Origin of the sequence: Promicromonospora sp. NPDC060271 (assembly GCF_042726755.1) — a bacterium.
GTDB lineage: Bacteria > Actinomycetota > Actinomycetes > Actinomycetales > Cellulomonadaceae > Promicromonospora.
In genome coordinates this window covers 1-16,074 of record NZ_JBHXBG010000052.1, presented here as the reverse complement: position 1 = coordinate 16,074, position 16,074 = coordinate 1, and the positions used below count along the sequence as shown (strand labels likewise).

Sequence of the window (16,074 nt, the reverse complement as noted above, 5' to 3'; positions counted from 1 at the left end):
GACGGGACCGCTCAGCCCTTGACCGAGCCCGCCGTCAGGCCGCCCACTATGTATTTCTGCAGGAACAGGAACAGCGCGAGCACCGGCACCGCCGAGACGACGGCGCCCGCGGTGAACAGGCCCCAGTTGGCGTCCTGCAGCGAGGAGACCCAGCCGTAGAGGCCGACGGCGAGCGTCCAGTTCTCCTCCGACTGCAGCAGCACGCGCGCGATGATGAACTCGCCGAACGTGCTGATGAAGCTGAGCAGCCCCACCACCGCGAGGATCGGCGCGGTCAGGCGCAGCACGATGGTCCAGTAGATCTGGGCGTGGGAGGCGCCGTCGATCTTCGCGGCCTCGTCGATCTCGCGCGGCACGGTGTTGAAGAACCCGTACATGAGGAACGTGTTCACCCCGAGCGCGCCGCCGAGGTACACGCAGATCAGCGACAGCTTGGAGTCCAGGCCCAGCACGGGCACGACGTTGCCCAGCGAGATGAGCAGCAGGAAGATCGCCACGAAGGCGAGCATCTGCGGGAACATCTGGATCACCAGCAGGGCCGTGAGCCCCACCCGGCGTCCGCTGAACCGGAACCGCGAGAAGGCGTAGGCCGCCGCCGCGCCCATGAGCACCGTCCCGACGCCGGTGGCGACCGCCACCACGAGGGTGTTGGCCATCCAGGTCCAGAACTTCGTGCCGCCGAGGGCCACGTAGTTGGCGCCCGACACCGCGGCGAACAGGTCGTTCGAGCCGGTGAGCGTGCCGCCGTCGGCCAGCGAGGCCGAGACGACGTAGACGAGCGGGAAGCCCGCGTAGACCACGGCGAGGACGCCGACCAGGTGGCGCCAGCCGAGGTCGGAGAACCACCGGGCCGGGGTGGTGCGGCGGGCCGGCGCGACCCGGCGGGGCGGCGCCGCGGGGCGGGCCGGCGGAATCGTCGTGCTCATCAGGCGATCTCCTCGAGCGAGCGGGTGCGCCGGAACGCGAGGGCGGAGATGGTGGCGACCACCACGAAGATGACGATCGACAGGGCGCTGGCCAGGCCGTAGTCCTTCGCCGCGGTCCCGTCGAGCCCGGAGACGGAGTAGACCATCGAGATCAGGATGTCGGTGTGCCCGAGCGGCACCGACGCGTCGTCGAAGCGGGGTCCGCCGCCCGTGAGCATGTAGATCAGCGTGAAGTTGTTGAAGTTGAACGCGAACGACGAGATGAGCAGCGGCGCCGTCGCGACCAGGAGCAGCGGCAGGGTGATGGACCGCCAGGTGCGCCAGCGACCCGCGCCGTCGATCTTCGCGGCCTCCAGCACGTCGGTCGGCAGCGACTGCAGGGCGCCCGTGCAGATGAGGAACATGTACGGGAAGCCGAGCCACAGGTTCACGCCGAGCACGGCCAGCTTGGCGAGCACCGGGTCGGTGAGCCACGGGATCTGCGCCCCGCCGAGCAGCACCTCGTTGACGAACCCGTATGACCGGTTCAGCAGCCCGGACCACAGCAGGGCCGCGAGGAACCCCGGGATCGCGTACGGCAGGATCACGAGCGTCCGGTAGATCCGGCGGCCGCGCAGGCGCGCGTCGTTGAACGCGATCGCGAGGAACAGGCCGAGCAGGAACGTCGACGCGACGGAGACCACCGCGAAGGCGAAGGTCCACAGCAGGATCTTGCCGAACGGCCCGGCGTAGCGGTCGTCGCCGAACGCCGTGACGAAGTTGTCCAGCCCCACCAGCACGCGCCAGCCCACGGGCAGGGTCGTGCCGTCGGCGGCCTCGAACTGGCCGTCGTCGTTCGGCGTGTATGTCACGCCGGACGTGGTGTCCGTCATGGTGTCGGACGCCAGGTCGTACTCGAGGGTGGACGTGAAGACGTAGCCGGTCCGCGCGTCCTGGGTGCGGACCGAGCCGTCGTTCGGGTCGTCCGACACGGGTACCCGCAGGTCGGTGACCTCCTGCTGCCGTTCCAGCACCGCGGCGTACTCCAGCACCTCGTACCCGGGCAGGGCGGTGACCCGGCCGCCCGACACGGTGGCGCCGTCCACCACCGCGAGCGGCTCGTCGGCCGTGCCGGCCTCCACCACGCCCTCGGGCGAGACGACAGCGAAGCCGAGCGTGTCGCCGTCCGCCACGACCGTCAGGGGTGACGACGGCGAACCCTCCACCCGGCGCTCGTTCTGCACCAGGAGGGCCTCTATCGCCTGCTCCTTGGTGGAGTTGTGCCCGTCGCCGTAGTTGGTGAACGCGACGTAGCCCGTGTAGGCAACGACGTACACCTGGTACACGAGCAGGAAGGCGAGGCCCGGCAGGATGTACTTCAGGGGCAGCGCGCGCTTGGAGAAGTAGGCCCAGTTCGCCACGAGCAGCAGCGCCACCATCGCGGCGAGCAGGCCCCACGAGCCGGCGCTCCACGCGGCCAGCACCGCGTAGACGCCCAGGGCGTCGACCAGCGCGATCAGGGCGAGCTTGACGAGAAACCCGGGGCTCCAGCCGGTCCGGCCGGAGCCCCGGATCGCAGGCGACGACATCAGCCGATCTCGCCCTGGATGTCGGCGACCATCTTGTCCCAGGCCTTCGCCGGGTCGGACTTGCCGGAGATGATCGCGGCCTCGGTGACGCCCCAGTACGCCCACACGGCGCCCATCTCGGGCAGCGACGGCATCGGGACGGCGTCGGCGCCGACCGCACGGAAGCCCGCGGTGATCGGGTCCTCGGAGGCGGTGTCGGCGGCCTCGATGAGGGCCGGCGGACGGTCGCCCGCCTCGTAGAGCGCGAGCTGCGCCTCGGGGGTGGCCATGTGGTTGACCAGGAAGTCGTTGGCGAGCAGCGCGTTCTCGCTCTGCGCGCTCACGTAGAAGCCGGCCACGCCGACGAACGGCTGCGCGGGCTCGTCGCCGGCGCTCGGGATCGGGTCGATCGCCAGGTCGAGGTCGCCGAACGACTCGAGCATCCACGGGCCGCCCACGATGAACGGCGACTCACCCTTGGCGAAGGCCGCCAGCGCGATGTCGTACGTGACGTCGGTGCTCAGGTTGCCGGCCTCGCCCTGCTCCGCGAGCCACTCGGCGAACGCCGTGCCACCCTCGCCGCCCAGCGCGAGCTCGGGCTTGTACGAGCCGTCCGCGTTCTGCTCGAAGACCGGGGCGCCGAACGATGTCTGCAGCGGGTAGAAGGTGTACGGGTCACCCTCGGTGGAGGTCTGGATCAGCAGCGGGTACTTCGTGCCGGCGTCCTTGCCGGCCGCGATCGCGTCGTCCCAGGTGGCGGGCGCCTCAGGGGCGAGCTCCGTGTTGCGGATGAGCGCGATGTTCTCCACGGCGTAGGGCAGGCCGTAGACCTGGCCGTCCTGCGTGAAGGCCGAGACGGCGACCGGCTCGAAGGCATCGGCCGTGTCACCGAGCTCGATCGGCGCCACGACGCCGTTGGTCGTGAGCTCACCCAGCCAGTCGTGCGCGCCGACCGTGATGTCCGGGCCCTTGCCCGTCGGCACCTGGGCCAGGAAGTCGGGGCGGATGTCCTCGAAGTTCTTCAGCACCACCTCCACCTCGGCGCCCGTTGACTCCTCGAAGCCGGCGGCCGCGTCCTCGACGGCGGCCTGGCGGGTCTCGTCGACCCAGACGGTCAGGGTGGCTCCCGTCCCGTCCGGTGCCGCGGACGACTCCTCGCCCGCTGGTTCCTCTGCGCCGCCCGAGCAGGCGGCCAGCGCCAGCGTCGCGGTCAGCGCAGCGGCGGTCAGGATGCTCCGTCGCATCGTCACTCCCGTGGTTCGCGGCCCGGCGTCGGGCCTGGTTTGGATGTCACGAACCGTAAGGCCGGACTGGACAGTCTTGCAAGGCGTTGCGATAAAGTTTCAGCAACGCTTGCAGTCCGTTCCCGACACCGGCGCGATCACTCAGCCCGAAGGAGGCGCATGTCACTTAGGCTGCCAGGCGTGCGCACCCGACTGACCGACCTCGCCGAGCAGGCTGGGGTCTCCACCGCGACCGTGTCGCGCGTGCTCAACGGCAAGCCCGGCGTGGCCGGCGAGACCCGGCAGGCGGTGCTCGCCGCCCTCGACGTGCTGGGGTACGAGCGCCCCTCCGCGCTGCGCGCGCGGCCCGCCGGGCTCATCGGCCTCGTGGTCCCCGAGCTGTCCAACCCGGTGTTCCCCGCGTTCGCGCAGGCCATCGAGTCGCAGCTCGCCTCGCGCGGCTACACGCCGCTGCTGTGCACGCAGTCGCCGGGCGGCACCACCGAGGACGAGTACGTCGAGACCCTGATCGACCACGCGGTGGACGGCATCGTCTTCGTGTCCGGCAAGCACGCCGACACGCGGGCTTCCACCGAGCGTTACCAGCGGCTGCGCGGGCGTGGCCTGCCGATCGTGCTGATCAACGGGTACGCGGCGGGCATCGACGCCCCATTCGTCTCGCCCGACGACGCCGCCAGCGTCGAGCTCTCCGTCCGCCACCTGGTGGCGCTGGGCCACCGCAGCATCGGCATGGCGATCGGCCCCGACCGGTTCGTGCCGGCCAGGCGCAAGATCGAGGCGTTCGCCGCACAGCTCGTGCGGCACGGCCTCGCGACCACGGAGCAGGAGGCGCGTGAGCACGTGGCGCTGACCCTCTACACGCTGGAGGGCGGCCAGGCGGCGGCCGGCGACCTGTTCGACAGCGGCCACACCGCCGTCGTCTGCGGATCCGACCTGATGGCGCTCGGCGCCATCCGGGCCGCCCACTCGCGCGGCCTCTCCGTGCCCGACGACGTCAGCGTCGTGGGGTACGACGACTCGCCCCTGGTCGCGTTCACCGACCCGCCGCTGACGACCGTGCGCCAGCCGGTCGCCGACATGGCGCACGCCGCCGTCAGCGCGCTGCTCACCGAGATCCACGGGGAGCGCGCCCCCCGCTCGGAGCTCCTCTTCACGCCGGAGCTGGTGGTGCGGGGCTCGACGGGCGCGGCTCCGCGCGCCTGAGGTTCGCTGTGGGCGTGGTCGGAGGGGGTTGATTCTCCCGTACGCTTGCTGCAAGCGTTACATCCGACATACCCCCGATTTCGAGGACGCGCCACGTGACCCGCACTCCCCCGCTGACCATCGACGACCTCACCGCCGGGACCCTCGTCCACACACCCGCCGCAAGCGGCGAGTGGTGGCGCGACGCGGTGATCTACCAGGTGTACCCGCGCTCGTTCGCGGACGGCAACGGCGACGGGATCGGCGACCTGCCGGGCGTCACCGCCAAGCTTGACCACCTCAAGCAGCTCGGGGTCGACGCCGTCTGGCTGAGCCCCTTCTACCGCTCCCCCCAGAAGGACGCGGGCTACGACGTCGCCGACTACCGCGACATCGACCCGCTCTTCGGCACGCTCGCGGACTTCGACGAGATGCTCGCCGGAGCCCACGAGCGGGATCTGCGGGTCATCGTGGACCTGGTGCCCAACCACTCCTCCGACCAGCACGTCTGGTTCCAGGAGGCGCTGGCCGCTGCGCCCGGCTCGGCGGCGCGCGAGCGCTACATGTTCCGCGACGGCCGCGGCCCGGCCGGGGACGAGCCGCCGAACAACTGGCAGTCGATCTTCGGCGGCCCGGCCTGGACCCGCCTGGCCCCTCGCGAAGACGACGGCCCTCTCGGCCCGCAGTGGTACCTGCACCTGTTCGACACCTCCCAGCCGGACCTGAACTGGGAGAACTCCGAGGTCCGTGCCGAGCTCGAGGAGGTGCTGCGGTTCTGGCTCGACCGGGGCGTCGACGGGTTCCGCGTCGACGTCGCGCACGGCATGGTCAAGGCGCCCGGCCTGCCGGACTGGGACGGCAAGGCCGCCATGGTCGAGGGCACCGTCGACGGGCCGACGGCGGACGCCGCGGAGCCGGATGACGGCTCGACGGGCGCAGGCAACCAGGGCCCGATGTTCGACCAGGACGGCGTGCACGAGATCTACCGCTCCTGGCACCGCGTCCTCGCCGAGTACCCGGGTGACCGCTGCCTCGTGGCCGAGGCCTGGGTGGAGCCGCTGAGCCGCCTGGCCCGCTACGTGCGGCCCGACGAGATGCACCAGGCGTTCAACTTCTCGTTCCTCACCGCCCCGTGGGACGCGGCGAAGATGCGCACGGTCGTCGACGTGTCGCTCGGCACCATGGACGCCGTCGGCGCCCCTACCACGTGGGTGCTGTCCAACCACGACGTCGTGCGGCACGCCTCACGCTTCGGCCTGGCCGAGATCGGCGGCCGCCAGCTCAACGGCATCGCCGCGACCGACCCGCAGCCCGACGCCGAGCTCGGCCTGCGCCGGGCCCGCGCCGCGACGCTGCTGATGCTCGGCCTGCCGGGCTCCGCGTACCTGTACCAGGGCGAGGAGCTGGGCCTGCCGGACCACACCGCGCTGCCCGCCGAGGTGCGCCAGGACCCGTCCTTCTTCCGGACCGGCGGCGCCGAGCCGGGCCGGGACGGCTGCCGTGTGCCGCTGCCGTGGGTCGGCGGCGCGCCGGGCAACGGGTTCGGCCCCACCGGCCGGACCTGGCTGCCCCAGCCCGATGTCTACGCCGACCTCGCCGCCGACCGGCAGTACGGCGTCACGGGGTCCACCTACGAGATGTACCGGACGGCGCTCCGGCTCCGCCGCGCCGAGAAGATCGGCACGGCGGGGCTCGCCTGGGTCGACGCGCTGGCCGCGTCCCCTGACGTCGTCGCCTTCCAGGTGTCCGGCGTCGTGGTGCTCAGCAACCTGGGCGGGGCGGCGCTCACGCTGCCCGCCGAGGCGGAGGTGCTGGTGGCGTCGGGCGATCTCACGACGTCGGACGGCGCGCGGGCCGTGCCGTCGGACACGACGGTGTGGCTGCGCGCCTGAGCGAAGCTCGCCTTCCGGTGGTCGAGCCTGTCGAGTCTCGACAAGCTCGACCACCGAGCGGATCAGCCGGGCGGATCAGCCCGGTGTGATGCCATAGTGCTCGCGGACCTCGCCGACGTTCGGCGGGCCGTTGAAGCCGAGCTCGTTGGGACCGACGCCGACCGACCGGTCCTCGTTCCAGTACTCCTGCGGGGTCGACCAGGTGTCCTCGAGGTCGGGGGCCGCCGCGATGGCGCGCAACACCTCGTCCATGACGGCGACGGCCTCTTCCTTGCTCGTCGCGTCGATCACCACGTCAGCCCGCTGCCAGCCACCACCGAACTGCTCGCTGCAGTCCCACTTCGCAGAGACCACGCCGGGTACCGACGTGGCCGCCGCGGCGAACGCCTCCTCGCACTCGGCGGCACCGGACGAACATGCCGAGACGGACAGCAGCAGCGCGACCGCCCCGATGGCCGGCAGCAGCCGCTCTCGCACCCGTCGTTTCACGTGGTCGGTCCTTCCGTAGGGCTCAGGCCGTAGTGCTCGCGCACCTCGCCGACGTTCGGCGGGCCGTTGAAGCCGAGATCGTTGGGACCGACGCCGATCGACCGGTCCTCGTTCCAGTACTCCTGCGGTGTCGACCACCGCGACTCGAGGCGCGGCTCGGTGGCGAACGCCCGTAGCAGCGTGTCGACGATCCGGATCGCCTCATCGCGTGACGATGCCCTCAGGACCACCTTGCCCCGCTGCCAGCCACCACCGAACATGTCGCTGCACTCGAACTCGGCGGACACCACACCGTCGACCGCGAGCGACGTCCGGGTGAACACGTCCGCGCAGTCGGTGTTCTTCGCCTTGCCCAGGCTGAGCAGCGCGGCGATACCTCCGCCGACCGGTCCGGCCTCGGAGAGCCGGTTCACCAGCCGACGTCGGCGGCGCTCCCACCCTTTGCCCATCAGTTCTTCCGGCCGACGTGGATGTCCTGTGCGGACACCGACGCGTTCGACCCGTCGCTCAGGAACCCGCTCTGGCGGAGCGACTCCTGGTAGGCGAGGTAGCCCGGGTCGGTGCTGTTCTCCATGGAGGTCGGGTAGGCGTTCGCGTGGTCATGGTTGGCTATCGCGTTGAACGCCGAACCAGGGTCGTCGAACGTGACGCTCGTGTGGTTGCCGCTCTCGTTCTGCCCACCGGGCAGGAACGGGAACCGGGAGTCGCCGAGGTCGAGCCGCGGGACGACGTCGTGCTGGTGCTGCATCTCCAGCACGTTCACCGACGGATCGATGTGGGCGCTGTCGATGGGCGAACCGTAGGTCATCGCGTGCGTGACGTTGTACTTGTCCACGAACGCCGAGTCGGACGTCAGGTCGGCGACGGTCATGCCGCCCTGGGAGTGCCCGACCAGCATGACCTCCGCGCCGGGCGGGATGTTCGCGTTCTCCATCGCGAGGATGACGGCTTCGCTCATGGTCGACCGGCTGCCGCCCGCGGTCACGAGGTTGCCGGTCAGGTCCATCGGGTTGTCGCCGGCAGAGGGGTTCCAGGCCTCGGTTCCGGGGACGCTCACGATGACTCGGGGGCCGTCCGGCCCCTCGACCGTGGTGACGCGGACGTTGCCGTCCGTCCCGTAGGCGTCGGTGACGGTACGGGCGATGTCCGCGACGCTCGACGGGTTTCGCGGGCTGAGGACGTCCTGCGGGTCGCCCGCGTATGCCTCGCCGTCGTCGAAGACCTTGGGGTCGAACATCCCGAGGGAGCCTGCGGTGAGTCCCGCGCCGACCGTCGCGCCGGCGAGCCGGATCGTGGAGGCGAGCACCTCCGTGGTCCGTGGCCACTCGCCGTCCAGGATCGCTCCGCCGGTCGCGTCCCAGAGCTGCAGACCGGAGTCACCGACGTTCTCGAACGCCCCGCCGATCGCGCTCGCGCGGTCCCCGATCCAGTCCAGCGCGTCCGAGCCCCGGTCGCCGAGCCAGTCGACCGCGTTCGAGCCGGCGTCCCACAGCTTGCCGGCGAGGTTGGTACCGGCGTCCCAGATGTTCCCCGCGAGGTTGGTGCCGGCATCCCAGATGTTCCCGGCGAGGTTCGTGCCGGCATCCCAGATGTTCCCGACCAGGTTCGTGCCGGCATCCCAGACGTTCCCGACCGCGTCCGTCCCGGCGTCCCAGAGGTCGCCGGCCTTGTCGCCGGCCCAGTCGAGCGCGTCCCCGCCCGCGTCCCAGAGATCCCCGGCCTTGTCTCCCAGCCAGTCCAGCGGACCGCCGTCGTCATCGCCGTTGTCGGACGACCCCTGGGTCGAGACTCCGGCGAACGGGTTGCCCCCGGAGCCGTCGTAGGAGTCGGACGTGCCTTCCTGCTCGTCGGCGTTCCGGGTCGCCTTGTCGCCCGCGGACCGCAGGGCCTCCGCGATGGTGCTGAGCGAGGGCGCCAGGTGATCGGACCACTCGGCCCGCAGCTGGTCGACATTCGCGCCATAGCCCTCGAACGAGAACACCGCGTTGGTCACCTGCTGCTGAGAGGATTCCAGCTCGTCGGCCTTCGACTCGAAGAGGCCGGCGAGCGCCCGGACCTGCTCGATGTCCTGGCCCCACACCTCCTGCGTCATGCGCCTGCGCCCGCACCGGAGCCGTCGGCCCCGCTCGGCGCGTCGGTCTCACGCGTCGCCACGTCCATCGCGCCGACGAGGGCCCACTGCAGCTCGGCTGCGACCGACCCGGCCGGCCGCTCGACGGGTGCCGGCGCGCCGTCGTCCGTGCGCACGTCCAGCAGCTTTCCGTCCACCACCGACCACAGGCGCGGCCACACCTTCACGGGTGTGTCGCCCTCACGCCACGCTTCGACGGTGACCTGGAGGTTCGCCTGCTCGTCATCGAGCAGGCGCACGAGCTCCGCCCGGTCTCCCGCCGGCGCGGACGACGTCGTCCCGCCCAGAGCACCCGGCACGGCGGACGCCGGGGCCCGCAGCGCCTCGAAGGGCGGCAGGGCAGGGGTCAGCGCGGGCCACAGCTCGTCGGCCGTGGCGAACCGGAGCTCCGCACCCGCCGCGAGGACCGTCTCCCCGCCCCGCTCGGCGATGACCTGCATCACCAGCAGCACCCGGTCCCCGACCATGGTCAGCCGGGTCACGGTGCCGGTCGAGCCGGACGTCGAGACCAGCGTCGCGCGCACGGGCGCGCCGAGGTGCTCCGCGAGCGCCGTACCGACGGCGGTCACACCGCCGCCCTCCAGCGCCTCGGCCCGCACCGCGGACCACTGCTTCGCGTCGAGCTCAAGAATCCGGCCGGTCATGCGCACTCCTTAGCCAAAATTTGTCAGAACAATGTGCAACCCACCGCAGCCGAACCGTATCCCGGTGGGTGAAGTCCGTCCACGATTGAACTCCCCATGGCCAAACGCCAGGTCAGGCCGTATCTTGCCCCGACATCGCGCGGATGGGCGAACGCGGCGCGCCGGACGCGTGGAGGGCATGCGCGGCCGGCACGCGCGGCCGGCACGGTCAGGTGACGGGATCGCGGATGATCGGGCAGGTCATGCAGTGCCCACCACCGCGGCCGCGGCCCAGCTCCGCGCCGGCGATCTCGATCACCTCGACGCCTGCCTTGCGCAGGAGGTCGTTCGTGGTGGTGTTCCGGTCGTACGTGTAGACGACGCCCGGCTCGACCGCCACCGCGTTGTTGCCGCTGTCCCACTGCTGCCGCTCGGACTCGTAGACGTCACCGCCGGTCTCGATGACCTGCAGCGAGCCCAGCCCGGTCTCCCGGGCGACGACCTCGAGGAACGTCGTGCCGCCCTCGTCGGTGACCGACACGTCGCCGGCCGTCCCCGGCCGCAGCACGAAGGGGTGGATGGAGCCCACGATGCGCGGGTAGACGGTCACCGTGTCGACGTCGGCGAACGTCATGACGGTGTCCAGGTGCATCGCGGCGCGCAGCTTGGGCATGCCGGCCACGACCACGCGCTCGGCCGCGCCGCCCTCGAACAGGGCCGCCGCGAGCTGGGTGATCGCCTGCCGTGACGTGCGCTCGCTCATGCCGACGAGCACGGTCCCGTTGCCCACGGGCATGACGTCCCCGCCCTCGAGCGTCGCCCGCTGGTGGTCGGTCTCGGGGTCGCCCCACCAGACCGTCGACCCGACGAAGTCCGGGTGGAACTCGTAGACGGCCTTCATCAGCAGCGTCTCGTCGTGCCGCGCGGGCCAGTACAGCGGGTTGAGCGTGACCCCGCCGTAGAGCCAGCAGGTGGTGTCGCGTGTGAACAGCGTGTTGGGCACCGGGGCCATGAGGTACTCGCGCGAGTCGGCCGTGTACTCGGCCAGGGAGCGGTACGACGCCGGCAGGTCGGGCACGTCGTGCGTCGCGAGCCCACCGATCAGGTACTCGGCGAGCTGCTCCGCGACCAGGTCCTCGAGGAAGTCGCGGGTCGCGTCGATCAGCCCCGGCCCGACGATGCCGGGGACGATCTTGCGGTCCAGCAGCCAGTCCCGCGCCCCGGGCACCCGCACGGTCTCGGCGAGCACGTCGTGCAGCTCGACGACGTCGACGCCGCGGGACCGCAGGTCCGCGACGAACCCCGCGTGGTGCTCGATCGCCCGGTCCACCCAGAGCACGTCGTCGAAGAGCAGGTCGTCCGAGGTGGTCGGGGTGAGCCGCCGGTGGGCGAGGCCGGGCCGGCAGACGAGCACCTTGCGGAGGCGGCCCACCTCGGAGTGCACCCCGTAGGCTGCCGAGGGTCGTGGTTCGGCGGATTGCCGTTCGGAGGATTGCCGTTCGGAGGATCGTGCCGCGTCGGGTAGCGCGTCAGCGGGCAGTGACGCCCAGGGTTGTGGTGTGTCGCCGCTGTGGATGGTCATCGTGTGCCTTCCCTAGATGGAGATCGCTCCCTAGATGGAGATCACGCCCGTTGCGAGCGCGACGACGCCGGCCACCGCGCCGACCACGGAGACGACGAAGATCACCAGCTCACCCTGGCTGAACACCCGCCGGCCCTGCTCGCGGCGGGTCATCACGAAGAGGATCGTCGCCGGGGCGTAGATCACGAACGACAGCAGCACGAACGTCAGCCCGGCCGCGAAGAGCAGGAACGCCGTGTACAGGACGGCGAGCGCCGCGATGACCAGGTCGCGCGTTGTGGGGCTCCCGGCCGCCGGGCCGCCGCGGCCCATGGCCAGCTTGAGCGCGTAGCCCGCGGCGAGCAGGAACGGGATCAGCGAGAGCGCGCTGGTGAGGTCGAGCGCGAACGTGAACGCGTCGTCGGACAGCAGGGTGACGAACAGGACCACCTGGATGAGCGCGGTGGTCAGCAGGAGCGCCGCCCGGGGCACGTCGTTCGCGTCCGACCGGGCGAGGAACCTCGGCATGTCCCGGTCCTTCGCCGCCACGTACAGCACCTCGGACGACATGAGCGTCCAGGCCAGGTAGGCGCCCAGCACCGAGACGATCAGGCCGACGCTGACGAAGACGGCGCCCCAGCCGCCCACTGCCGCCTCCAGCACGCCCGCCATGGACGGCTGGCGCAGCTCGGCGAGCTCCGCCATCGGCAGGATGCCGTAGGACACGATCGTCACCGAGGCGAAGATCGCGAGCACCATGAGGAAACCGAGGACGGTCGCCCGGCCGACGTCCTCCCGGCGCCGCGCGTGCCGCGAGTAGACGCTGGCACCCTCCACCCCGAGGAAGACGAAGACCGTCGCGAGCATGGTGCCGCGCACCTGGTCGAACAGCGGGCCGGTGATGCCGTAGCCCTCGAAGTTGTCCATGAGCACCTGCGGGTCCAGCAGGAACACGGCGATGAGCACGAACGTGATGATCGGCAGCACCTTGGCGACCGTGACGATGCGGTTGATCGCCGCCGCCTCCTTCACGCCGCGGCGCACCAGCAGGTAGAACAGCCAGACGCAGGCCGAGGACACGAGGAACGCGACGGGGGTGTCGCCCTCGCCGAGCACGGGCAGGATCGCGCCGACGGTCGACATGATGAGGATCCAGTAGGTGACGTTGCCGACGCACGCGCTGGCCCAGTACCCGAACGCGGAGAAGAAGCCGAGGTACTCGCCGAAACCGGCCTTCGCGTAGGCGTAGACGCCCGAGTCGAGGTCGGGCTTGCGCATCGCGAGCCGCTGGAACACGAAGGCGAGCATGAGCATGCCGCTGCCCGCGATCGTCCACGAGATGAGGGCTCCGAGCACCCCGGTCTCGCCGGCGAACCGGCTCGGCAGCGAGAAGACGCCCGCGCCCACCATCGAGCCGACCACCATCGCGGTGAGCGTGCCGACGCTGATCTTCGCCGTGCGTTCCTGTGTGCGGTCCTCAGTCTGCATCGCGAGACCCCCATGACGGTCGGACGCGGCCAGGTGGCACGGTCCACGTGTCCGGTGGCCTCGCGCCCCTCGATGCTCCGGCAGATCCATTACAGACAGGCCCGCGAGGATCGGCAAAAGATCCTGCGCCGACGGAACCGGGCGATACCCTCCACGACGTCGCAAAACGACCAGGCGTCTGCTGCCATGTGAAATCCCCGGTCGGCAGCGGCCGCATGGTCGTCCGCGGGACACGAACGACCGTGAGAGCCGCCACAACCGGCCGTGCCAGCGGCGAGCGGTGGAACAATGGCACCGTGACCTCCGCCCTCGACACGCCCACCGCCCTGCTCAAGCCCCTGCAGATCGGGCCCATCACCGTCGCCACGCCGGTGGTGCTCGCGCCCATGGCAGGGGTGACGAACCGCGCCTTCCGCACGCTGTGCCGTGAGGCGGGGCGGTCGACAGGGTTCGACCCGGGCCTGTACGTCGCAGAGATGGTGACGAGCCGTGCGCTGGTGGAGCGCAACGTCGAGGCGCTGCGGATCGTGACGTTCGGCGAGGACGAGCAGCCCCGTTCCGCCCAGGTGTACGGCGTGGACCCGGCAACGGTCGGCGCCGCGGTGAAGATCATCGCGGGCGAGGACCGCGCCGACCACGTCGACCTGAACTTCGGCTGCCCGGTGCCCAAGGTGACCCGCAAGGGCGGCGGAGCCGCGCTGCCCTGGAAGCGGCAGCTCTTCACCGACATCGTGCAGGCGGCCGTCGACGCCGCCGAGCCGTACGGCGTGCCCGTCACCATCAAGATGCGCAAGGGCATCGACGACGACCACCTGACCTACCTCGAGGCCGGCCGGATCGCGGAGTCGCTCGGCGTCGCCGCCGTCGCGCTGCACGCCCGTACCGCCGCGCAGCACTACTCCGGGCAGGCCGAGTGGGAGGCCATCGCACGCCTCAAGGAGGCCGTGCGGACGATCCCGGTGCTGGGCAACGGCGACATCTGGTCCGCGGAGGACGCCCTGCGCATGGTCGAGGAGACGGGCGCCGACGGCGTCGTCGTCGGCAGGGGCTGCCAGGGGCGGCCGTGGCTGTTCGCCGACCTGGCCGCCGCCTTCAACGGCTCCGGCCTGCGGGTCCGGCCGGGCCTGCGCGAGGTCGCCGAGACGATCTACCGGCACGGCGAGCTCATGATCGAGTACTTCGACGGCGACGAGGGCAAGGCCATGCGCGACCTGCGCAAGCACATGGCCTGGTACCTCAAGGGCTACGCGGTCGGCGGCGAGAGGCGGCACGAGCTCGCCCTGATCGACACCCTCGCCGAGCTGCGCGAGCGGCTGGACGCCCTGGACCTCGACGCCCCGTACCCCGGGGACGACGCCGAGGGGCCGCGCGGCCGTGCCGGTTCGCCGAAGACGCCGCACCTGCCGTACGGCTGGCTCGACTCCCGCGACCTGTCCGAGGAGTTCGAGGCGAAGCTGCGCGAGGCCGAGCTGAGCGTCAGCGGCGGCTGACGAAGGGTGTGGGTGAAACACCCGCCTCGGCGGTGACCTACCGGGGCAACTGAGGCTAAATCTTGCTCGTAAAGAGCACAAAGGGCCCAACATGGTCCAAGATCAGCCTTGCACCATGTCTTCTTCAGTCGGGTTCGACCACGCGTCCCGGCAGTACCGCATCACCGACCCGTACCGACGGAAAGGGATACACCCATCATGGCATCGGAGAAACGCCCCCGACGCGTTCCTGCGGTCATCGCCGACATACGCAGGAACCCAGGGTTCTTCCTCGGGGCCTTCGGCCTCTCGGCCTGGGCCTACATCGGCATGTCACACACCATCGCCGCCTATGAGGGGCCCGAGCTCGGCTACGCGCTTGGTATCGCCTACGAGGCGCTGGTGATCGGTCTGGCCTGGGAGGGACGACGTCGGGCCGACCGCGCGCTCGAGAGCGGCCGTGAGCCGACGGGGCACGGGCGGTGGCTCGGCGGTGCGATCATCGTCGGCGTGCTGTCCGGCGCGCTCGCCGCGTGGCACGGCTGGCTGCTCGGCGAGGGCATCTTCGCCATCTCCCGCGCCGTCGCCCCCGTCCTCGCGGCCGTCGCGGTGCACCTGTTCTTCCAGTCGGCGTCGAGTGCGCGCAACCTCGACCGGCTGGCGAAGATCGAGCTCGACCGTGAGACGGCCGTGCTGGACATGCTCGACGCGGTGCGGCTGGCGCAGATCGCCCCCGAGGAGGAGCGCGACGCACGCATCGCGGACGTGAACGCCGCGGTGACCCGGGTCCACCGCCACGTGCCCGCCGGTGTCACCGCGGAGGTGACCCGCCCGCACCTGGAGTCGGAGCGCACGATCCGCGACGTCGTCCAGGAGGCCGCGGCGCTTGCCGGCGAGTGGATGCCTGACCAGACCGAGCTCGAGCGCGTCTCCGCCGAGCGCGCGCCGGCCCGCGTGAACCTGCCCGAGCTGGTCCTTCCCGCCGGCGTCCAGCTCGGCCTGGCCGTGACCGACGGGGGCGAGCACGACCGCTCCGCGCACGACGCGCCTGCCCTGGCCGGCAACAGCGAACCCGAGCCGGCCGCGGCGCCCGAGCGGGTCCGCTCCGAGCCCGCCCTGACCGGAGAGACCGAGCGCGTGGAGCTGGAACGCAAGTACGCGCCCGTGACGCCGGCGACGGCCTGGGAGACGCGCCCCAGCACCGGGGCGATGCCGACGGTCACCGGGGCGACGCCCGTTGTCGGCAGCTCGGCGCCGTCGCTCAGCACGAAGCAGATCAGCGAGATCCGCGTGCTCCGGTGGGAGCAGAACCTCTCGCTCGAAGAGGTCGCCGAGCGGGTCGGCGTCCCCGTCAGCGCCGTGAACCGGTACGCGCCGAGCACCGACGTCCCGACCACCGACACCGGTTCCATGATCGCGGTCCCGGCTGGTCGTTCCTGACCCGGTCGTCGGCTGGTCCGCGAAGTAGAGCGCCTGTCCGCGTCTCCCTGGTGTAACCAAGGAGACCGGACAGGCGCTCTAC

13 protein-coding genes are annotated in these 16,074 nt (G+C 71.2%); 4 read left to right on the top strand and 9 right to left on the bottom strand.

Translation table 11 applies throughout. The annotated features are described in order from the left end of the window. Positions 1–11: 11 nt before the first annotated feature. The 3 genes from ACFWE2_RS10490 to ACFWE2_RS10480 are packed head-to-tail and all read right to left on the bottom strand — an operon-like array spanning position 12 to position 3,717. Positions 12–926, bottom strand: a complete 915-nt coding sequence (locus ACFWE2_RS10490) for a sugar ABC transporter permease (RefSeq protein ID WP_377224164.1) — start codon at positions 924–926, stop codon at positions 12–14. Further along, the gene (locus tag ACFWE2_RS10485; protein WP_377224163.1) at positions 926–2,494 is read right to left on the bottom strand and encodes an ABC transporter permease subunit; all 1,569 of its coding nucleotides are present in this window, start codon (positions 2,492–2,494) and stop codon (positions 926–928) included. Before ACFWE2_RS10485 ends, ACFWE2_RS10490 begins: the two co-directional genes overlap by 1 nt. Beyond that, positions 2,494–3,717 carry an extracellular solute-binding protein gene (locus ACFWE2_RS10480; protein WP_377224162.1) on the bottom strand — a complete coding sequence of 408 codons (1,224 nt, stop codon included), beginning with the start codon at positions 3,715–3,717 and terminating at the stop codon, positions 2,494–2,496. The genes ACFWE2_RS10485 and ACFWE2_RS10480 overlap by 1 nt, the downstream gene beginning before the upstream one ends. 159 nt (positions 3,718–3,876) lie before the next feature. Here ACFWE2_RS10480 and ACFWE2_RS10475 point away from each other — a divergent pair, with 159 nt between their 5' ends. Then, positions 3,877–4,920 carry a LacI family DNA-binding transcriptional regulator gene (locus ACFWE2_RS10475; protein WP_377224161.1) on the top strand — a complete coding sequence of 348 codons (1,044 nt, stop codon included), beginning with the start codon at positions 3,877–3,879 and terminating at the stop codon, positions 4,918–4,920. A gap of 95 nt (positions 4,921–5,015) precedes the next feature. Beyond that, on the top strand, positions 5,016–6,791 hold the full coding sequence (locus ACFWE2_RS10470; protein WP_377224160.1) for a glycoside hydrolase family 13 protein: 1,776 nt from the start codon (positions 5,016–5,018) through the stop codon (positions 6,789–6,791). Positions 6,792–6,866: 75 nt separating this feature from the next. Here the strand turns inward: ACFWE2_RS10470 and ACFWE2_RS10465 are convergent, their stop codons facing one another. The 6 genes from ACFWE2_RS10465 to ACFWE2_RS10440 form a co-directional block, all read right to left on the bottom strand. Continuing rightward, positions 6,867–7,280, bottom strand: a complete 414-nt coding sequence (locus ACFWE2_RS10465; protein WP_377224159.1) for a hypothetical protein — start codon at positions 7,278–7,280, stop codon at positions 6,867–6,869. Next, a complete protein-coding gene (locus ACFWE2_RS10460) occupies positions 7,277–7,693 on the bottom strand; it encodes a hypothetical protein (RefSeq protein ID WP_377224158.1) in 417 nt (138 codons plus the stop codon). Before ACFWE2_RS10460 ends, ACFWE2_RS10465 begins: the two co-directional genes overlap by 4 nt. A gap of 35 nt (positions 7,694–7,728) precedes the next feature. Then, positions 7,729–9,372, bottom strand: coding sequence for a hypothetical protein (locus ACFWE2_RS10455; protein WP_377224157.1), 1,644 nt, complete (start codon positions 9,370–9,372; stop codon positions 7,729–7,731). Next, entirely contained in the window at positions 9,369–10,055 is a 687-nt protein-coding gene (locus ACFWE2_RS10450; protein WP_377224156.1) for a hypothetical protein, read from the bottom strand. The genes ACFWE2_RS10455 and ACFWE2_RS10450 overlap by 4 nt, the downstream gene beginning before the upstream one ends. A 208-nt stretch (positions 10,056–10,263) precedes the next feature. Next, complete coding sequence (locus ACFWE2_RS10445; protein ID WP_377224155.1) at positions 10,264–11,478, bottom strand: arginine deiminase; 1,215 nt, start codon at positions 11,476–11,478, stop codon at positions 10,264–10,266. A 168-nt stretch (positions 11,479–11,646) separates the two neighbouring features. Beyond that, positions 11,647–13,083, bottom strand: coding sequence for a basic amino acid/polyamine antiporter (locus ACFWE2_RS10440; protein ID WP_377224154.1), 1,437 nt, complete (start codon positions 13,081–13,083; stop codon positions 11,647–11,649). 296 nt (positions 13,084–13,379) lie between these two features. Between ACFWE2_RS10440 and dusB the strand changes: the two genes are divergently transcribed. Together dusB and ACFWE2_RS10430 are read left to right on the top strand one after the other, a co-directional pair. After that, positions 13,380–14,573 (top strand): tRNA dihydrouridine synthase DusB, encoded by a 1,194-nt coding sequence (dusB, locus tag ACFWE2_RS10435; protein ID WP_377224153.1) that lies wholly within the window; start codon positions 13,380–13,382, stop codon positions 14,571–14,573. 198 nt (positions 14,574–14,771) lie between these two features. Beyond that, positions 14,772–15,992 carry a helix-turn-helix domain-containing protein gene (locus tag ACFWE2_RS10430; RefSeq protein ID WP_377224152.1) on the top strand — a complete coding sequence of 407 codons (1,221 nt, stop codon included), beginning with the start codon at positions 14,772–14,774 and terminating at the stop codon, positions 15,990–15,992. Positions 15,993–16,074: the final 82 nt, after the last annotated feature.